Below are 16,185 nucleotides of genomic sequence, written 5' to 3'. Positions count from 1 at the left end.
CCGTATCTGGCCGGGTCGGCATGCTCAGGAACAGACCGGAGTCATACCTCGACGATGGGTTTGGCTTGAGCGAGGATTTCCAATGCGCGAACGCGTCATTTTATTCTGGTATTACGAATGACGCTTGCCAGTCTGAAGCCGCCCCTCAAGCTGATTGAGGTAGACGATGCACTGGAGATCTCAGAGCAAACGGAAATCCAGCCTCGTGCGGCGGCCGTGGCAGAGCCTGTTTTGGGCTCGTCACCACCGCCGTCTTGTATGCTGTATTCGCACTACCGCCCGATAGCCGATTCGGATGAGTTCGACGTATCCGTTATTTGAAACCGGCCGAACAGGCCAGGCGTGCAGCTCGGCCGAAGCGGCCAAGACCGTTATGCAGGCATCAACGTTTTCGTGGTCGCCCAGGTGTTGAGTGCGGGAGTGATCTCAGACAGGGTCGCTTCTGTTCGCGCCCTCACGCTTCGGTCTCGTAGAACAGCCCGTACTCCCCCTTTGTTTGCTTGATTCGCGCGAAGCCGGCCTCTCCCAGATGCATGCCGGCGATCAAAAGCCCTTCGGAACTGACCCTGTCCAGCAGACGTGATCGGGTGGCGGCTGCCAGGGATGGGTCCTGGTCAAATGCAATCGACACGTCCGGTCGCTGAATCTGGATATACGGAAAATGCACGGTATCTCCCCAGACAAGCAGACTCTGGTCACGGGATTCGACGATATATCCGGTATGTCCGTCGGTATGCCCTGGTAATGGTATCGCGCTGATCCCGGAGAGCACCTCTCCTTCATCGAAAGTACGCAGCTTGTCGCTATAGCCGTGGAATACCTGACGCGCGATCAGGAAATTACCGCGCGCCCGCTCACTGGCACGGGCCAGATTTGCGTCGTCCTGCCAGAACTTGACCTCGCGCTGATGCACAACCAGTTCCGCATTCGGAAAAATCACTTGTCCGGCAGCATTCACCAGCCCGCCAACATGGTCGGGGTGGGCATGCGTGAGCAGGATGGTATCGATCATGGATGGCTCGATGCCAGCCAGCAACAAATTGGCCTGCAGCCGCCCGCCCCATTGCTTGATGCCACCAGCGCCACCATCGACAAGAATGGTGCGCCCGGCGCTGCGTATCACGTAGCAGTTGATATGTATCGCAGAGGGCTCATTCTGACCCGCATCGCGCTGGATTCCGGACGCTTCGGACGCGTCGATGTTCGAGAGGCAATCGAGGCTGGCATTGAGGTAGCCATCGCTGATTGCGGTGACCGTGAAATCCCCGACCTGCTGACCGGGAAAGGCAAGGATGGACACAATACGTCTCCAGAGCGGTTAGTTTCGGGCGTAAATGTTCGACGCGGCATAACCAAAACACCGAATGCGCGCGGCAAGACCCGTGTGATGAGCGATGGTGTTGTCCAAAGCGGTCATGAACCGGTTCATGACCGCAGGTGTGCGAAACGCCTCAAGGCGATACCGGATTTCCGCAAAGACGGGATGCCCCTGGCCGGGTTGTACATTGACATAAATGACGTGAACATTTTTGAGTTGCGCCTCAAGGATTCCGGTACAGAGCTTGATGCAGTCGCGGGAAAGCCCGGCAAGGCACTCTTCGGACGGCATCTGGCCCGCGTCAATGTAGAAGGTCAGGTTTGGCATCGCTGGCCTGCCTGTTTTCCCCGGCCGGAAGGGCACCGGCGCGGGTCAATTGCGCCGTCATCGGCTCGTACAGGTCTACGCCCTCCGGGAGCGTCTCGACAAGGTGGAGCTTGCTTCGGGGCAGGATGGCGAGCCACCGCCGTTCCGGATACTTTTCCAGCGCAACGGCCTGCATGCCCAGCGGTTCGAGACCCATCGCAATCAGCGAATCGGGGCCCTTTGCACCCAGAACGAGGAGTTCGTCGGCATGGACTGCCGGCGCCAGACCAATGTCACTGTAGAGATTGCGATGCCAGTCGGTGATCTGTTGCTGCCACCGCGCGAAATTGCCGCCGCCTTTGCGGCGATATTCCTCTCCCGTCAGGACATCAAGGCCGTCCACCGTGTGGATGGCCAGGTAGACGGGACAACCTTCGCTGATCGATTTGAAACGTTGCGAGGAATGAAAGCCGGTTACCGAGATGAGCGCGGGCAGTTTTTCAAGGCTGTAGAAGTCGTTCCATTCGGCTTCGCTGGCAGGATCGGCGAAGCTGCATTCCACGGTATAGATCATCGGATTTTCCTTCGTTACGGTTAAGCATTCTTCCGCGAACACGTGATGCTCATTGCGGTAACATCATGGTAGTCTGATGTTTTCGGCCTATATAACGAAATAAAGTCAGCCTTCAGTGATATTTAATCAAGCTGACTTTGAATCCATTTTGATCGGCGAGACTTCAATGCGACGTAAAATTCCCAGCAGTTCCGCGCTCCAGGCATTTGAGGCTGCGGCCCGGCATGGCAGCTTTGCCCGCGCGGCGGAAGAACTGGCACGAACAGAGGGCGCGGTCAGCCGCCAGATTGCCCGGCTGGAGGCATTTCTGGGGGCGGTACTGTTCGAGCGTGTGGGAAACCGTGTACGGCTTGCCCCCAATGGCGCGCGCTATGCGGCACAGGTGCGTGAGACGCTGGAGCGCCTGGAACGGGACAGCCTGTATCTGATGGGGCAGCCGAGTGAGGGCGCGAGCATTGAGATCGCGGCCATTCCGACTTTCGCCACCCGCTGGCTTATCCCCCGGCTGAAACGCTTTCAGAACAAGCATCCAAATATTACGGTGCATATCGCAGAACGGATGGAGCCCTTCCTGCTGGCAGGTAGCGGTTTCGATGCGGCCATTCATTTTGAACACCCGGCATGGGCGGGCATGCATCTGCATCCTCTGCTGGAAGAGGTGCTTGTACCGGTCTGCAGCCCACAGCTTCTTGAAGATGCCGGTGCCCATGCGCCGCTGGACGCGCTGCCACGCCTTCACCGGCGGCAAAACCCGCATGCCTGGCAGATTTATGCTCAAGAGACAGGTGTAACGCTGACCAATTCGGCAATTGGTGCACGTTACGACCTCCATTCCATGCTGATTGAGGCCGCACTTGCCGGCCTGGGCGTGGCATTGGTACCGCGGCTTTACGTTGGGGCCGAGCTAGAGCAAGGTCGTCTGGTCACGCCCTGGCCTGAGGGCAAGACGATTGCCAAAAATTTCTGCCTCGTTCTGCCTGAGCGGATCGAATTGAGTGAAGGGCCAGTACGGGCATTTGCGACGTGGATTCTTGACGAAGCACGGGGCGCAACAACCGGATAGTGAGCACTGGCTTTGGGCGGGGCATCGGCCTTAGCGGCTGTTCGCATTTTGCCAAGACATTGGCTGCTTTCTCTCCGAAAGCAGCCTTATCTTACTGTCCACTGAGACGATGACAGACCACATCGAGCCTTTACGAAGGGATCGTTGGTAAAGCTTTCAGCGCCGCGTTATGCACCCGCTTGAGCAGACGCCGACGAATCAGGCCGCTCGCAGGCCTGATAAGCAGCCAGTAAGGATTGAAGCTACGCCGGGTGGCATCATCGCCACACCAGACGCGCGTGCGGGTCGTCAGCCTCGTGCCGGAACCTTCGGCTTCCGCAGTGAAATTCATAACCAGTTTAGCGATGCCCGACGAATTTACTGCGGAGAAGGCAGCAGCATCGGCTACCGTGACGAGGCCATAGTCGGACTGCCAAAAGCGGCCGGCCAAGCCGTAGGCCAATTCACGGTCGTCATCTCGCCCCAAGAAGGTGAAGTTGGCTATTCCGAACGAAGGGCGATGGTGCAGGTTGGATGCAAAGCCAAGTCGACCTGCTAAGCGATTGGGTATCTCTCGCAAGGCAATCAGAATTCGAGCAACCGGGTCGTCCAGGACATCAGGGTGACCGATGGCATCGAGGACTCGCGCAGGTGGGGCCGGAATGTATCGACTGTGCTCCTCAGCGAATTGGTACTCAGGCAGGTAGCGGTTGATCAGTTTCATCGATTGATTCCAGGAGCCAACATCAATGATGGGATCATCTCAGAAAATGGAATAATTGGTACGCTAAGCGTGAATCGCCCCTCGTTTACTAGATGCATTTACGGCTGCTTCCAACATGAAAGCAGCCGTTTTTCATCTGGCATGCGAAGAGCCGCTACGGCCGATATGCAGCCAGAAAGCCATCATAGAAACAGGTCATCGGTCGCAGCCGACCCTGAGCATCCGGCCTTTGCCAGCTCAGCAGCAGTCGCTCACCTGCAGCTAAGGTATAAATGCATCGAACGGCAGGTTGCCTGCCGGACAGATGAAGGTCCCTGCTGCAGCATCACAAGTGTGATGTAGCGCCTGAAGAGCCCCCCTGTTGAAGAGCGAGGCAGGCGCGGCATTGTGATGCACCCGGTCTTTGACGCATCGTCTGCCACTGTCAGCGCCAGCACTGGAGCCCCCCGAACAGCCGAGAAGCACGGCTTTCCTGCTGGAAAAACCGGATAATGGCGGCCAACTCGTTTTGCACGCTATTTTGGAATTCCCACATGGAAATCAAGGTCAATTTTCTTGACAAGCTTCGCCTTGAAGCCAGGTTCGATGACTTCACGGTCATTGCCGACCAGCCTGTGCGCTACAAGGGCGATGGTTCGGCGCCGGGGCCGTTCGATTACTTTCTGGCCTCATCGGCCCTGTGTGCGGCCTACTTCGTGAAGTTGTACTGCGACACGCGCAACATTCCGACCGAGAACATCCGCCTGTCGCAGAACAACATTGTCGACCCGGAAAATCGCTACCAGCAGATCTTCAAGATCCAGGTCGAGCTGCCGGCGGACATCTCCGCCAAGGACCGGCAGGGCATTTTGCGTTCCATTGACCGCTGCACGGTGAAAAAAGTTGTGCAAACCGGGCCCGAGTTCGTGATCGAGGAAGTCGAGAATCTCGATGCCGATGCGCAGGCCTTGCTGACGCTGAACCCGGATGCGGATGCGAGCACCTATATCATCGGCAAGGACCTGCCGCTGGAGCAGACCATCGCCAACATGTCCGGCATTCTGGCCGGCCTGGGCATGAAGATCGAAATCGCTTCATGGCGCAATCTGGTTCCCAACGTGTGGTCGCTGCATATTCGCGATGCGCATTCGCCAATGTGCTTTACCAATGGCAAGGGTGCGACCAAGGAAAGTGCCCTGGCCTCGGCGCTGGGCGAGTTCATCGAGCGGATGAGTTGCAATCACTTCTACAACGACCAGTTCTGGGGTGAGGACATTGGCAACGCGGCGTTCGTGCATTACCCGAACGAGCGCTGGTTCAAGCCGGGCCACAGGGGGGCGCTGCCGGCCGGGATGCTCGATGAATACTGTCTGGAGATTTACAACCCGGATGGCGAGCTGCGCGGCTCGCATCTGTATGACACCAACTCCGGCAATACCGAACGCGGTATCTGCGCGCTGCCTTATGTGCGCCAGTCGGATGGTGAAGTGGTGTATTTCCCGACCAACCTGATCGACAACCTGTTCCTGAGCAACGGCATGAGCGCCGGCAACACGCTGGTGGAAGCGCAGGTGCAATGTCTGTCGGAGATCTTCGAGCGGGCGGTCAAGCGCGAAATCCTCGAAGGCGAAATCGTGCTGCCGGATGTGCCGCAGGACGTGCTGGCAAAATATCCGGGCATTCTGGCCGGCATTGCCGAGCTGGAAAACCAGGGCTTTCCGGTGCTGGTCAAGGATGCATCGCTGGGCGGCAAGTATCCGGTGATGTGCGTCACCCTGATGAACCCGCGTACCGGCGGTGTGTTTGCCTCTTTCGGGGCGCACCCCTGCATGGAAGTGGCGCTGGAACGCAGTCTGACCGAGCTGCTGCAGGGGCGCAGTTTTGAAGGGCTGAACGATTTGCCCCGGCCGACCTTTGAAAGTCACGCCGTTACCGAGCCGAACAACTTCGTTGAACACTTTATCGATTCCAGCGGCGTGGTGTCGTGGCGCTTTTTCAGCGCCAGAGCGGAGTACGATTTTGTCGAGTGGGACTTCTCCGGTCAGGGCGAAAACGCCAATGCCGACGAAGCCGCTACCTTGTTCGGCATTCTCGAAGGCATGGGCAAGGAAGTGTACGTGGCGGTGTATGACCAGCTCGGTGCGATCGCCTGCCGCATCCTGGTGCCGGGGTATTCGGAAATCTATCCGGTGGAAGACCTGGTCTGGGATAACACCAACAAGGCGCTGGCTTTCCGCGCCGATATCCTGAACCTGCACCGTCTCGACGATGCCGCGCTGGCAGCCTTGCTGAATCGGCTGGAAGACAGCGAGGTGGATGAATACACCGACATCATTACCTTGATCGGCGTCGAGTTTGACGAGAATACCAACTGGGGTCAGCTCACGGTTCTGGAGCTGAAGCTGCTGATTAATCTTGCGCTGAAGCAGTTTGATGAGGCGCACGATCTGGTGGGCGCTTTCCTGCAGTACAACGACAACACGGTCGAGCGCGGACTGTTCTATCAGGCCCTGCATGTGGTGCTGGAGGTGCTGCTGGACGACGACCTGGAACTGGCCGATTACGAGGTCAATTTCCGCCGGATGTTTGGCAACCCGCGGATGGATGCGGTGATGGGGTCCGTGGACGGCAGCGTGCGCTTCTTTGGCCTGACGCCAACGGGGATGAATCTGGACGGACTCGACCGCCATCAGCGCCTGATCGACAGCTACAAAAAGCTGCACATGGCGCGGGCGCGGATGGCTTCTTTGTCCGGCCAAATACCAGAATGAGCAGATGACGCCCTGCGCGCTTCGGCCTCCGCCAGGCGGTGCAGGGCGGGCGGTCGCTGTGCAGAATCCGCCGCCTCGTCAGCCGCCGGCATTGCCGGGGGTCAGGGCGATGGTCTGCGGCGCAGCGGCTCCAGCTTGCTGGCGAGCGAGGCCGCCGACAGCTCGCCCAGATGGGTGGCCACGAGCTTTCCCCGGGCATCGAAGAACAGCGTGGTGGGCAGTGCGACCGAGCGGTACGTTTTTCCCAGCTGGCCGGCGGGGTCCAGCAGCACATTTTCCAGTTGCAGCTTCTCCGTCTGCAGGTATTGCTGCACGGAGGCGGCAGTTTCGCCCTGATTGACGAAGATGAAGCGCACGTCGTTTTCATGCTGTTGGGCTGCCTGCAGCAAGGGCATCTCGCGGCGGCAAGGCGGGCACCAGCTGGCCCACAGGCTGACGACCACTGGCCGGCCATCGGCCAGTGCGGGCAGGGTGGTCTGCGGGCCGGACAGGGTAGCCAGTGCTTGCGCCGATAGCGCCGGTGTTTCATTGCCGGTCAGCCATGCCTTGCCCGCCCCCCAGGTCAGTGTTCCGGCCAGCAGGGCAATGGCAAGTGGCCGGCGCAGGGCCGGCTGACGGCTGCCGTGCCACATCGCCCAGGCCAGGGCGCCGCCGATGCCGGCCCACAGGTTGAATCCCCCGTCGCGTATGTCCAGCATGCCCCATGGCTGTGGCCGGTACTGTTCAAACCAGATCGCGACAAAGCCCAGGCGGGCGGCAACCAGACCCCACAGCAGCATGTCATTCAGGGGCCCGGCCACGCTGATGCGCTGACGGCGCCCCGCCAGATAACCGGCACCCAGGGCCATCAGCCAGGCGCACCCCGACAGCGCGACAGAGAAGGGGATGGCCAGGGGGCCCAGATTGAAGCTCAGCATGGCTTTCCTGTTACTGCGTCCCGCACGGGGCGGCCCGGGGGGCTTTTCGGGCTTCCTGCCGTTCAGGCGGCAAAGCCACCATCGATGCTCAGGCTTGCGCCGGTGACATACCCTGCCTCCGGGCCTGCCAGATAGGCGACGAAGCCGGCAATCTCTTCCGCCTTGCCATAGCGGTGCAGCGCCATCAGCGCTTTCAGCTGCTCGGCAGACTCGCCTGCGTCCGGGTTCATTTCCGTATCCACGGGGCCGGGCTGCACGTTATTGACGGTGATGCCGCGCGGGCCGAGGTCACGCGCCATGCCTTTCACCAGCCCCACCAGCGCCGATTTGCTCATGGCGTAAACCGCACCGCCCGCCACCGGCATGCGGTCGGCGTTGGTGCTGCCGATATTGATGATGCGGCCACCCTCCTGCATATGACGCGCCGCTTCCTGGCTGGCAACGAACACGCTGCGCACGTTGATTGCCAGGGTGCGGTCAAAGTCCTCCAGCGAGAGGTCTTCGGTCGTTCCCCAGGCCAGCACCCCGGCGTTGTTGACCAGGATGTCGAGCCGGCCAAAGTGGCTTGCCGCCTGGCGTACGGCCTGCTGCAAGGCAGCGGCATCCGCACTGTCGGCACGAATGGCAATGGACTGGCCTCCCGCTGCCGTGATGTCGGCGACGACGGCTTCAGCCCGCTCAGCAGAAGCCATGTAGGTGAGGGCTACCGCTGCGCCTTCGCGTGCAAGACGTCTGGCGATGGCAGCGCCGATGCCGCGTGAACCGCCCTGAACGAATGCGACCTTGCCTTGAAGGGGGTGGGTTGCCGACATGTGTTGTCTCCTGACTGGGGTTGAGGGTGAAAGCGGGCTGCCCTCGTGTGGAATCCGGAAGGCATCCCGAAATGCCGGGGGACAGTCTGCTCGATGTTCCCGATTTGATTAATCTGCCGGGACTGGTTCCCCGGACCGCAGCCCGGCCAGATGATGTCAGTGACCGTGCCTGCACGGACTGAGTCAGGCGGTTCCGGCCTGACTCTTCCCGTCAGCGCGACGCATGCTCCCGGCGGAACACCAGCGTAGTGCCGTCGCTGGCCGCAGCGCAATGGCGATAGCCATCGCTGTCGAAATCGCGCAATGCCTCCGGCCGGGTGATCCGGTGTTCGGCAATCCAGCGCACCATCAGGCCGCGGGCGCGCTTGGCCCAGAAGCTGACGATCTTGTACGGCCCGCCATCCTTGCTGTCCTGGAATACCGGCGTCCAGACCGGGGCCGAGAGTTTCTTCGGCCTCACCGATTTGAAATACTCGTCGCTGGCCAGGTTGACCACTACCGGGCTGTCGTCGGCCGCCAGCCGCTCGTTCAGCAGCGAGGTCAGCGTATCGCCCCAGTACGCATACAGGTTGGCTCCTGCCGGATTGGCCAGCCGGGTGCCCATCTCCAGCCGGTAGGGCAGGATCAGGTCGAGCGGGCGCAGGATGCCGTACAGGCCGGACAGGATGTTCAGCCGTGTCTGCAGCCAGTCCAGGGTCGGGTGATCGAGCGAGGCGGCGTCCAGCCCGTCGTAGACGTCCCCGTTGAAGGCGAACACGGCCTGTTTGGCCTCGGGCGCGGCATAGTCGGGATGCCACTGGGCGAAGCGGGCAACGTTCAGGTGCGCCAGCGTGTCGCTGATGCCCATCAGCGCGGACAGGTCTTGCGGACTCTTGCGGCTCAGCAGTCTGACCAGTGTCGACGAACGGTCGAGCAGGGGCGGCATGCTGGCTGTCGCGATGGCGGCAGGCGTGGTGAAATCCAGTGACTTGGCGGGAGAGATGACCATCTGCATCGGGCGGTCCTCGCGATAGGGGAAGGCGCGATTGTAGGAAAATCGGCCCGGCGCGCCAAATCGGTGCGCTATCCCTCACCCAAAAATATTTGTGTTTGCTAATATTCCGACCTTGAATCGGGGAGAGTCATGCGCGTATTGCTGCAACGGGTGGAACAGGCCCGGGTGGAAGTGGAAGAACGGGTCGTCGGCGCCATCGGCGCGGGGCTGCTGCTGCTGGTCGGCATCGAAGGTGACGACAATGCGACAGATATTGACTGGCTGGTGCGAAAACTGGTCGGTTTGCGGATTTTCGAGGACGGCACGGGCAAGATGAACCGCTCGCTGGCCGATATCGACGGACAGGCGCTGGCGGTCAGCCAGTTCACCCTGTTTGCGAGCTGCCGCAAAGGCGCTCGCCCGTCATGGAGCCGCGCGGCGCCGCCGGAGGTGTCGCTGCCGCTGTTCAACGAATTTGTTGCGCGCCTGACGGTCGAACTCGGCAAGCCGGTGCCGACCGGCGTCTTTGGCGCCGAGATGAAGGTGTCACTGGTCAATGACGGACCGGTGACGATGTTGCTCGATTCCCGCAACCCGGAATAACCGGGGGCGGTTTGTTATTTGTCCCGCGTGGCTGACCGGCATGGTCGGGCGCGGGAAGCTACTCAATGCATACGCAGCAAGGAAACACGCGATGATCAGCGTATTCGACATGTTCAAGATCGGCATCGGCCCGTCCAGTTCGCACACGGTGGGGCCGATGAAGGCTGCCGCCGCGTTTGCCGCCGATCTTGACGCCGCCGGCCTGCTCGACCGCGTCAGCCGCGTACAGGTGGATTTTTATGGTTCGCTGGCCCTGACCGGCGAAGGCCACGGCACGGTGCCGGCCATGCTGCTGGGGCTGGAGGGGCAATTGCCGCCGACGGTCGATCCGTTGCGGTTGCTGCCGCGTACCGCCGAGCTGCGGCAGGGGGCGGCGCTGAAGCTGGCCGGGCGGCACGATATCGGGTTCGACTATGCGCGCGATGTGCATCTGAACAAGCTGAAGGCGCTGCCGCTGCATCCGAACGGCATGCGCTTCCAGGCGTTCGACGCTGCCGGCGAAGTGCTGCAGCAGGAACATTATTATTCGATCGGTGGCGGTTTCATTGTCACCGAGGCGCAGTTCGGCACGCCGCTGGCGACGCTGTCGCCGCCGCCGTTCCCGTTCGCCACCGGCGCCGAGCTGCTGGCGCACTGCCGGCGCGAGCAGAAGAGCATTGCCCAGATCGTGCTGGCCAACGAGGCCTGCTGGCGGCATCCGGACGAAGTGCGTGTCGGGCTGCTGGAAATCGCCAATGTAATGCGCGACTGCATCGAGGCGGGCTGCCGGCATGACGGCACCCTGCCGGGCGGGCTGGATGTGCGCCGCCGGGCGCCGGGCATCTTCCGCAAGATGGTGTCGCAGCAGTTGTCCGGTCGCATGGACAATCTGCTGTGGCCGATGCTGTATGCGATGGCGGTCAACGAGGAAAACGCGGCCGGCGGACGAGTGGTGACGGCGCCGACCAATGGCGCTGCCGGCATCGTGCCGGCCGTGCTGCAGTATTTCCGCCATTTTGCCGCGTCGGCCTGCGATGACAAGGTGATCGAGTTCCTGGCCACGGCCGGCGCGCTGGGCATGCTGTACAAGCTGGGGGCGTCGATTTCCGGCGCCGAGGTCGGCTGTCAGGGCGAGGTCGGTGTGGCCTGCTCGATGGCAGCCGGTGCGTACTGCGCCGTGCTGGGCGGCACGGTGGCGCAGGTCGAGAATGCGGCCGAGATGGCCATGGAGCATCACCTGGGGCTGACCTGTGACCCGGTCGGCGGGCTGGTGCAGATTCCGTGCATCGAACGCAATGGCATTGCGGCGGAAAAAGCCATCAAGCTGGCGCAACTGGCCCTGCTCGAAGACGGCCAGCACAAGGTGTCGCTGGATACCGTGATCGCGACCATGCTGGCGACCGGGCGCGACATGAAAACCACGTACAAGGAAACCTCACTGGGCGGGCTGGCCGTGACCGTGAACATTACCGAGTGCTAGTGGTCCCGGTGCCTGCGATGGCGCCGTCTGGCGCATTGCGGGCGTGATTGTCTCCTGCGGGGAATGTCTGCAAGCGGATATTCCCCGTTATCATGTCGGTTTGCCGGCGGGCGGCGGTGCGTCCGAAGCCGGTCTGAATGAAATTGTCTGGATAGGGAACCGTGTCGGTCGTTTTCTTGCTGATTGTGTTGTTGGTGGTAGTCAGTGCCGTCGGTATCTGGTGCTGGCGGAACGGGGCATTGCCGGAATGGCTGGAGCGCGGCTTCGAACGCGCACAGCTCACCGCGCGCGACCTGCAGCCTGCCCGCGAGATTGCCGTTGCCGCTGCCTTTCGCACCTGGCACCAGATCGTGCCGCTGTGGCGACACTTGTGGCAGGCATCGGTGCGGGCACTGGCCAGACTGATTGCCCTGGGGCGTTCGCTGCTGGACGAGTGGCGCACGCCCGCGCCTTATGAACCGGTCGAGCCGGCGGAGCCAACCGTCGGCCCGGATGAGCTCGACTGGAGCCCGCGCCAGCAGCCGGATGCCCCGACGGCGACCGAACCTGCCCGCAAGGCGCCGGAACGACCGGTTGTTCCTCCTCGCGACATCGAGCGGCCCCAGGTCCGGGTGCCGATGCCTGTGCCGAAGCCGCCTGCCGCGCGTGTCGAGGTACCCGCCGCAGCCCGTCCGGCTCCCGTTCCCGAGCGGCCGGTGATCGGTCTGGCCGAAGTGCAGAACAATCTTCGCAGCAGCTATATCGCACGCAAGGCCGACGCCCGCCCGTCCCGACCACAAGTCCATGACAGCAGTGATGCGCCTCCGGTGATCGGACTGGCCGATGTCAGGAACAATCTGCGCGGCGGTTATGTACCGGCAGCGCGCCGGCATGACCGCAGCGCTGCCGCTCCGGCGCGCAGTGTGACACTGATCGAGCCGAATGTGGTGCGGGCGCGGGTGCAGGTCCTGCACAAGGACCGCCTGCAGCGCGAAGCCGACCTGGCTGCTGCGCGGCGTCGGCGGCTGCAGCCGGCGATGATCGAGCCGGTGCGGTTCTCGTCCCCGGCGAGTCCGGTGGTGATGCCGGAAATCCGTTCGCTGGTGACGCCGGAAGAAGCGGCCGCCGAAGGGCTGATCCCGCTGCCTGCCGCGCATGAGTCGTCACTGTCCCCGTCCGGCCCGCCGCCGGTACCGGCTCCGGCCAGCGAGCCGGTGACCGGGCCGGCTGCCTTGTCGCCCGCCACTCCCGACACGGGCCATGTGCTGGCCTGGAATATCGTCGACGACGAAGCGGAAGTGCAACCCGCGTCCGCTCCTGCCTTTGCCTGGGTACCCCCTCCGCCGCTGCCCGTTGCCGGGCCTGCGCCGGTGGTTCACGAATTGCCGCCGACACCGGTGACCCCGCCGTGGCGGTCCAGTCCTGCACCGGTGAGTGAGTCACCGTCCTTTGCCGCGCCTGCCACAGCGTACAGCACGGTGCAGGCTCCGCCGGCAGAGGCGTGGCCGCCGGCCTATGGCGATTACGCCCTGCCGCCGCTGTCGCTGCTGATGCCGGCCGATGACAATTCGGAGGTGGCGGTCAGTGAAGAGTCGATGATGGAGCGGGGCATTGTCATCGAGGAGAAGCTGGCCGAATTCAAGGTCAAGGTGCGGGTGGTCGATGCCTATGCCGGCCCGGTCATTACCCGCTATGAGGTCGAGCCGGACGTCGGCGTGCGCGGCAACCAGGTGGTCAATCTGGTCAAGGACCTGTCGCGTGCGCTTGGCCTGGCGTCGATTCGCGTGGTCGAAACCATTCCCGGCAAGACCTGCATGGGGCTGGAGTTGCCGAATCCGCGCCGCGAGATGATCCGCCTGTCCGAGATCCTGTCCGACGGGGTGTTCCAGCGTCCCGACTCGCGCCTGACGCTGGCGCTGGGCAAGGACATTACCGGTCAGCCGGTGACAATGAACCTCGGCAAGGCGCCGCACTTGCTGGTGGCCGGCACTACCGGTTCCGGCAAGTCGGTCGGCGTCAATGCGATGATTCTGTCATTGTTGTACAAGGCGACGCCGGAAGAAGTCCGCTTCATCATGATCGACCCGAAGATGCTGGAACTGTCGGTTTACAACGATATTCCCCATCTGCTGGCCCCGGTGGTGACCGACATGAAGCTGGCTGCCAATGCGCTGAACTGGTGTGTGGCCGAGATGGAAAAGCGCTATCGGCTGATGAGCGCGCTCGGGGTGCGCAATCTGGACGGCTTCAACCAGAAGCTGCGTCGGGCCGAGGCGGCCGGGCGCCGGATTGTCAATCCGTTCACCCTCACGCCGGACGATCCGGAACCCCTGTCGCCACTGCCGTTCATCGTGGTGGTGGTGGACGAGTTTGCCGACCTGATGATGGTGGCCGGCAAAAAGATCGAAGAGCTGATCGCCCGGCTGGCACAGAAGGCACGTGCGGCCGGCATCCATCTGATTCTCGCTACCCAGCGCCCCTCGGTCGATGTGATTACCGGCCTGATCAAGGCCAATATCCCGACGCGCATCGCGTTCCAGGTGTCGAGCAAGGTCGACAGCCGCACCATTCTCGACCAGATGGGGGCCGAAAGCCTGCTGGGGCAGGGGGACATGCTGTACCTGCCACCGGGCACCGGCTATCCGCAGCGGGTGCACGGGGCGTTTGTCGCTGACGAGGAAGTGCATGCGGTCGTCGAGTACCTGAAGCAGTTCGGCGAACCGGATTACATTGACGATCTGCTCACCGGCGGCGCCGAGGCGGAGGACGCTGGCGCCGCAGCGGCAAGCGGCGGCCGTGGCAGCGAAGAGGACCCGCTGTACGATGAAGCGGTCGCCATTGTGCTGAAGACGCGCAAGGCGTCGATCTCGTCAGTCCAGCGTCAGTTGCGCATAGGCTACAACCGCGCCGCGCGCCTGATCGAGCAGATGGAAGAGGCCGGCATGGTCAGCCCGATGGAGAGCAATGGCAACCGGACTGTGCTGGTGCCAGACCGGGGCTAGCGGGGACAGGGGGCAGGGCTGTTGTGCCGAATTGGAAGCTTCCGGGGTGATTGGGTATAAGTGGCGATGGCCCGGCGAAGAACAGGGCTGAACGCATCGTTCATTACCGGAGCGGATGAACATGGTCCTGGCGCCCATTCCCCCCGATTACGCTGATTGGCTGACGTCCCTGAAAAGCCGTATCCGCGCGGCGCGCAGTCGCGCTGCACTGACGGTCAATGCCGGATTGATCCGGCTGTACCATCAGATTGGTCGGGATATTCTTGACCGGCAAACACGCCATGGCTGGGGAGCCAAGGTGATAGAGCGCGTTGCCCGTGACCTCAAGGATGCCTTTCCTGACATGAAAGGTTTTTCAGGTAGCAACATCAAGTACATGCGCTATTTCGCCGAGCATTGTCCCGGTGTCCAGTTTGGTCAGCAGCCTGCTGACCAATTGCCCTGGTTCCACATCGTGACCCTGTTGACCAAGCTGCAACCCGCCAATCGTGAGTGGTATGCGATGCAGGCTGTCTCGGGAGGCTGGTCGCGACTGACGCTGGAACAGAACATCCGGAATCGGCTGCATGAGCGTCAGGGCTCTGCTGTCAGCAACTTTGCGTTACGCCTGCCCCCGCATGACTCTGCCCTGGTCCATGAAGCGCTCAAGGATCCATACCTGTTCGATTTTCTGGGACTGGCCGACGATGCCCAGGAGAGGGATATCGAAGATGCTCTGGTTCGCCATATCACCCGGTTCCTGCTGGAGCTGGGGGCCGGTTTCGCTTTTGTCGGGCGCCAGTTCAGGCTGGATGTCGGCGGCGACGAGTTCTTTATCGACCTGCTGTTCTATCACACCCGCCTCAAATGCTATGTCGTGGTCGAACTCAAGGCCGGGGCGTTCAGGCCCGAGCACGTCGGCAAGCTGAATTTCTATCTGTCGGTCATCGATGACCAGGTAAGGGCCGAGGACGACAAGCCCACCATCGGTCTGCTGCTGTGCCGTCAGCAGAACCGGCTGGTGGCGCAATATGCGGTCAATGGCATCGACAAACCCATCGGCGTGGCGGAGTACCAGTTGCTGCAGGATTTGCCGGATACGCTGGCCCGCAGTCTGCCCAGCATCGAGGAGATCGAGGCGGAACTGGCGGGCGAAATGCGACAGACAGAGGCGCCGTCGCACGGAATCGGAGACAATGCGGACCGTCCCGGTGACGAGTCTCTCGCCGGTGATTGCACGATTCCCACCAGAAAAACAGGAGAAACCCCATGAGCATCCAGCGCATTGAACCGGGCAAGCGTTTGTCCGAAGCCGTCGTTGCCGGCAACCTCGTTTTCCTCGCCGGGCAGGTGCCGAATGACACCAGCAAGGACATCACCGGTCAGACCGCCGACGTGCTGTCGGCCATTGATGCCCTGCTGGCCCAGGCCGGCAGTGACAAGTCGAAGCTGGTCGACGTGACCATCTTCCTGGCCGATATTGCCGACTACGACGGCATGAATGTCGCCTGGGACGCCTGGGTCGACAGCGCCAACCCGCCGGCCCGTGCCACGATCGAAGCCCGACTGGCCAATGCGGCCTGGAAGGTCGAAATCAAGGTTGTCGCCAGCCGCTGAGTCGCCACCGGAAGGATGTCGGATACGATCTGACACCCATTCCCATGGCGGTGGCCGGGGCGGGGCGGGTATCATGGCGGCCGCTACCGGCCGGTTCCGCGCCGGCCACCCACTTCCCTGACCGCCGATA

The 16,185-nt window shown here is 62.1% G+C and carries 15 protein-coding genes; 8 read left to right on the top strand and 7 right to left on the bottom strand.

Annotated features, from left to right (window positions below; all coding sequences use genetic code 11):
- The first annotated feature begins 117 nt into the window (after nt 1–117).
- Nucleotides 118–321 carry a hypothetical protein gene (locus DFO50_RS06540; RefSeq protein ID WP_028498187.1) on the top strand — a complete coding sequence of 68 codons (204 nt, stop codon included), beginning with the start codon at nt 118–120 and terminating at the stop codon, nt 319–321.
- Between the two features lie 133 nt (nt 322–454).
- On the opposite strand, the gene DFO50_RS06535 is transcribed toward DFO50_RS06540, so the two are convergent.
- From DFO50_RS06535 to DFO50_RS06525, 3 genes are read right to left on the bottom strand one after another with little or no spacing between them, the layout of a single operon-like run.
- Nucleotides 455–1,300: an MBL fold metallo-hydrolase gene (locus DFO50_RS06535; protein ID WP_112692221.1), complete on the bottom strand. Its 846-nt coding sequence runs from the start codon at nt 1,298–1,300 to the stop codon at nt 455–457.
- Nucleotides 1,301–1,318: 18 nt separating this feature from the next.
- Nucleotides 1,319–1,645 (bottom strand): hypothetical protein, encoded by a 327-nt coding sequence (locus DFO50_RS06530; protein WP_112692287.1) that lies wholly within the window; start codon nt 1,643–1,645, stop codon nt 1,319–1,321.
- A complete protein-coding gene (locus DFO50_RS06525) occupies nt 1,620–2,198 on the bottom strand; it encodes a hypothetical protein (protein WP_199489756.1) in 579 nt (192 codons plus the stop codon). The genes DFO50_RS06530 and DFO50_RS06525 overlap by 26 nt, the downstream gene beginning before the upstream one ends.
- A gap of 115 nt (nt 2,199–2,313) precedes the next feature.
- Between DFO50_RS06525 and DFO50_RS06520 the strand changes: the two genes are divergently transcribed.
- Nucleotides 2,314–3,261 carry a LysR substrate-binding domain-containing protein gene (locus DFO50_RS06520; RefSeq protein ID WP_233495201.1) on the top strand — a complete coding sequence of 316 codons (948 nt, stop codon included), beginning with the start codon at nt 2,314–2,316 and terminating at the stop codon, nt 3,259–3,261.
- A 130-nt stretch (nt 3,262–3,391) separates the two neighbouring features.
- Here the strand turns inward: DFO50_RS06520 and DFO50_RS06515 are convergent, their stop codons facing one another.
- Complete coding sequence (locus tag DFO50_RS06515; RefSeq protein WP_112692220.1) at nt 3,392–3,964, bottom strand: hypothetical protein; 573 nt, start codon at nt 3,962–3,964, stop codon at nt 3,392–3,394.
- 533 nt (nt 3,965–4,497) lie between these two features.
- On the opposite strand from DFO50_RS06515, the gene DFO50_RS06510 reads away from it, so the two are divergent.
- Entirely contained in the window at nt 4,498–6,714 is a 2,217-nt protein-coding gene (locus DFO50_RS06510) for an OsmC domain/YcaO domain-containing protein (protein WP_112692219.1), read from the top strand.
- Nucleotides 6,715–6,815: 101 nt separating this feature from the next.
- On the opposite strand, the gene DFO50_RS06505 is transcribed toward DFO50_RS06510, so the two are convergent.
- The 3 genes from DFO50_RS06505 to yaaA form a co-directional block, all read right to left on the bottom strand.
- Complete coding sequence (locus DFO50_RS06505) at nt 6,816–7,631, bottom strand: TlpA disulfide reductase family protein (protein ID WP_107888543.1); 816 nt, start codon at nt 7,629–7,631, stop codon at nt 6,816–6,818.
- A gap of 62 nt (nt 7,632–7,693) precedes the next feature.
- Nucleotides 7,694–8,443: a 3-oxoacyl-ACP reductase family protein gene (locus DFO50_RS06500; protein WP_107888542.1), complete on the bottom strand. Its 750-nt coding sequence runs from the start codon at nt 8,441–8,443 to the stop codon at nt 7,694–7,696.
- 211 nt (nt 8,444–8,654) lie between these two features.
- Nucleotides 8,655–9,437: a peroxide stress protein YaaA gene (gene yaaA / locus DFO50_RS06495; protein WP_112692218.1), complete on the bottom strand. Its 783-nt coding sequence runs from the start codon at nt 9,435–9,437 to the stop codon at nt 8,655–8,657.
- 129 nt (nt 9,438–9,566) lie between these two features.
- Here yaaA and dtd point away from each other — a divergent pair, with 129 nt between their 5' ends.
- From dtd to DFO50_RS06470, 5 genes are all read left to right on the top strand, one after another.
- Entirely contained in the window at nt 9,567–10,019 is a 453-nt protein-coding gene (gene dtd, locus DFO50_RS06490; protein ID WP_028498195.1) for a D-aminoacyl-tRNA deacylase, read from the top strand.
- A gap of 91 nt (nt 10,020–10,110) precedes the next feature.
- Nucleotides 10,111–11,478 carry an L-serine ammonia-lyase gene (locus tag DFO50_RS06485; RefSeq protein ID WP_107888541.1) on the top strand — a complete coding sequence of 456 codons (1,368 nt, stop codon included), beginning with the start codon at nt 10,111–10,113 and terminating at the stop codon, nt 11,476–11,478.
- A gap of 161 nt (nt 11,479–11,639) precedes the next feature.
- Nucleotides 11,640–14,459 (top strand): DNA translocase FtsK, encoded by a 2,820-nt coding sequence (locus DFO50_RS06480; protein ID WP_112692217.1) that lies wholly within the window; start codon nt 11,640–11,642, stop codon nt 14,457–14,459.
- Between the two features lie 115 nt (nt 14,460–14,574).
- A complete protein-coding gene (locus tag DFO50_RS06475) occupies nt 14,575–15,711 on the top strand; it encodes a YhcG family protein (protein WP_112692216.1) in 1,137 nt (378 codons plus the stop codon).
- Nucleotides 15,708–16,055, top strand: a complete 348-nt coding sequence (locus DFO50_RS06470) for a RidA family protein (protein ID WP_028498198.1) — start codon at nt 15,708–15,710, stop codon at nt 16,053–16,055. Before DFO50_RS06475 ends, DFO50_RS06470 begins: the two co-directional genes overlap by 4 nt.
- The last annotated feature ends 130 nt before the right edge of the window (nt 16,056–16,185 follow it).

Origin of the sequence: Microvirgula sp. AG722 (genome assembly GCF_003269145.1) — a bacterium.
Lineage (GTDB): Bacteria > Pseudomonadota > Gammaproteobacteria > Burkholderiales > Aquaspirillaceae > Microvirgula > Microvirgula aerodenitrificans.
The sequence above is the reverse complement of the archived record's forward strand: the minus strand, read 5'-3'. Positions and strand labels throughout refer to the sequence as shown.

Bases quoted from the DNA above. Each gene is read 5' to 3' on its own strand.
- DFO50_RS06540 (WP_028498187.1), top strand. From the start codon at position 118: ATGACGCTTGCCAGTCTGAAGCCGCCCCTCAAGCTGATTGAGGTAGAC.
- DFO50_RS06530 (WP_112692287.1), bottom strand. From the start codon at position 1,645: ATGCCAAACCTGACCTTCTACATTGACGCGGGCCAGATGCCGTCCGAA.
- DFO50_RS06525 (WP_199489756.1), bottom strand. From the start codon at position 2,198: ATGATCTATACCGTGGAATGCAGCTTCGCCGATCCTGCCAGCGAAGCC.
- DFO50_RS06515 (WP_112692220.1), bottom strand. From the start codon at position 3,964: ATGAAACTGATCAACCGCTACCTGCCTGAGTACCAATTCGCTGAGGAG.
- DFO50_RS06510 (WP_112692219.1), top strand. From the start codon at position 4,498: ATGGAAATCAAGGTCAATTTTCTTGACAAGCTTCGCCTTGAAGCCAGG.
- DFO50_RS06505 (WP_107888543.1), bottom strand. From the start codon at position 7,631: ATGCTGAGCTTCAATCTGGGCCCCCTGGCCATCCCCTTCTCTGTCGCG.
- DFO50_RS06500 (WP_107888542.1), bottom strand. From the start codon at position 8,443: ATGTCGGCAACCCACCCCCTTCAAGGCAAGGTCGCATTCGTTCAGGGC.
- yaaA (WP_112692218.1), bottom strand. From the start codon at position 9,437: ATGCAGATGGTCATCTCTCCCGCCAAGTCACTGGATTTCACCACGCCT.
- dtd (WP_028498195.1), top strand. From the start codon at position 9,567: ATGCGCGTATTGCTGCAACGGGTGGAACAGGCCCGGGTGGAAGTGGAA.
- DFO50_RS06485 (WP_107888541.1), top strand. From the start codon at position 10,111: ATGATCAGCGTATTCGACATGTTCAAGATCGGCATCGGCCCGTCCAGT.
- DFO50_RS06475 (WP_112692216.1), top strand. From the start codon at position 14,575: ATGAACATGGTCCTGGCGCCCATTCCCCCCGATTACGCTGATTGGCTG.
- DFO50_RS06470 (WP_028498198.1), top strand. From the start codon at position 15,708: ATGAGCATCCAGCGCATTGAACCGGGCAAGCGTTTGTCCGAAGCCGTC.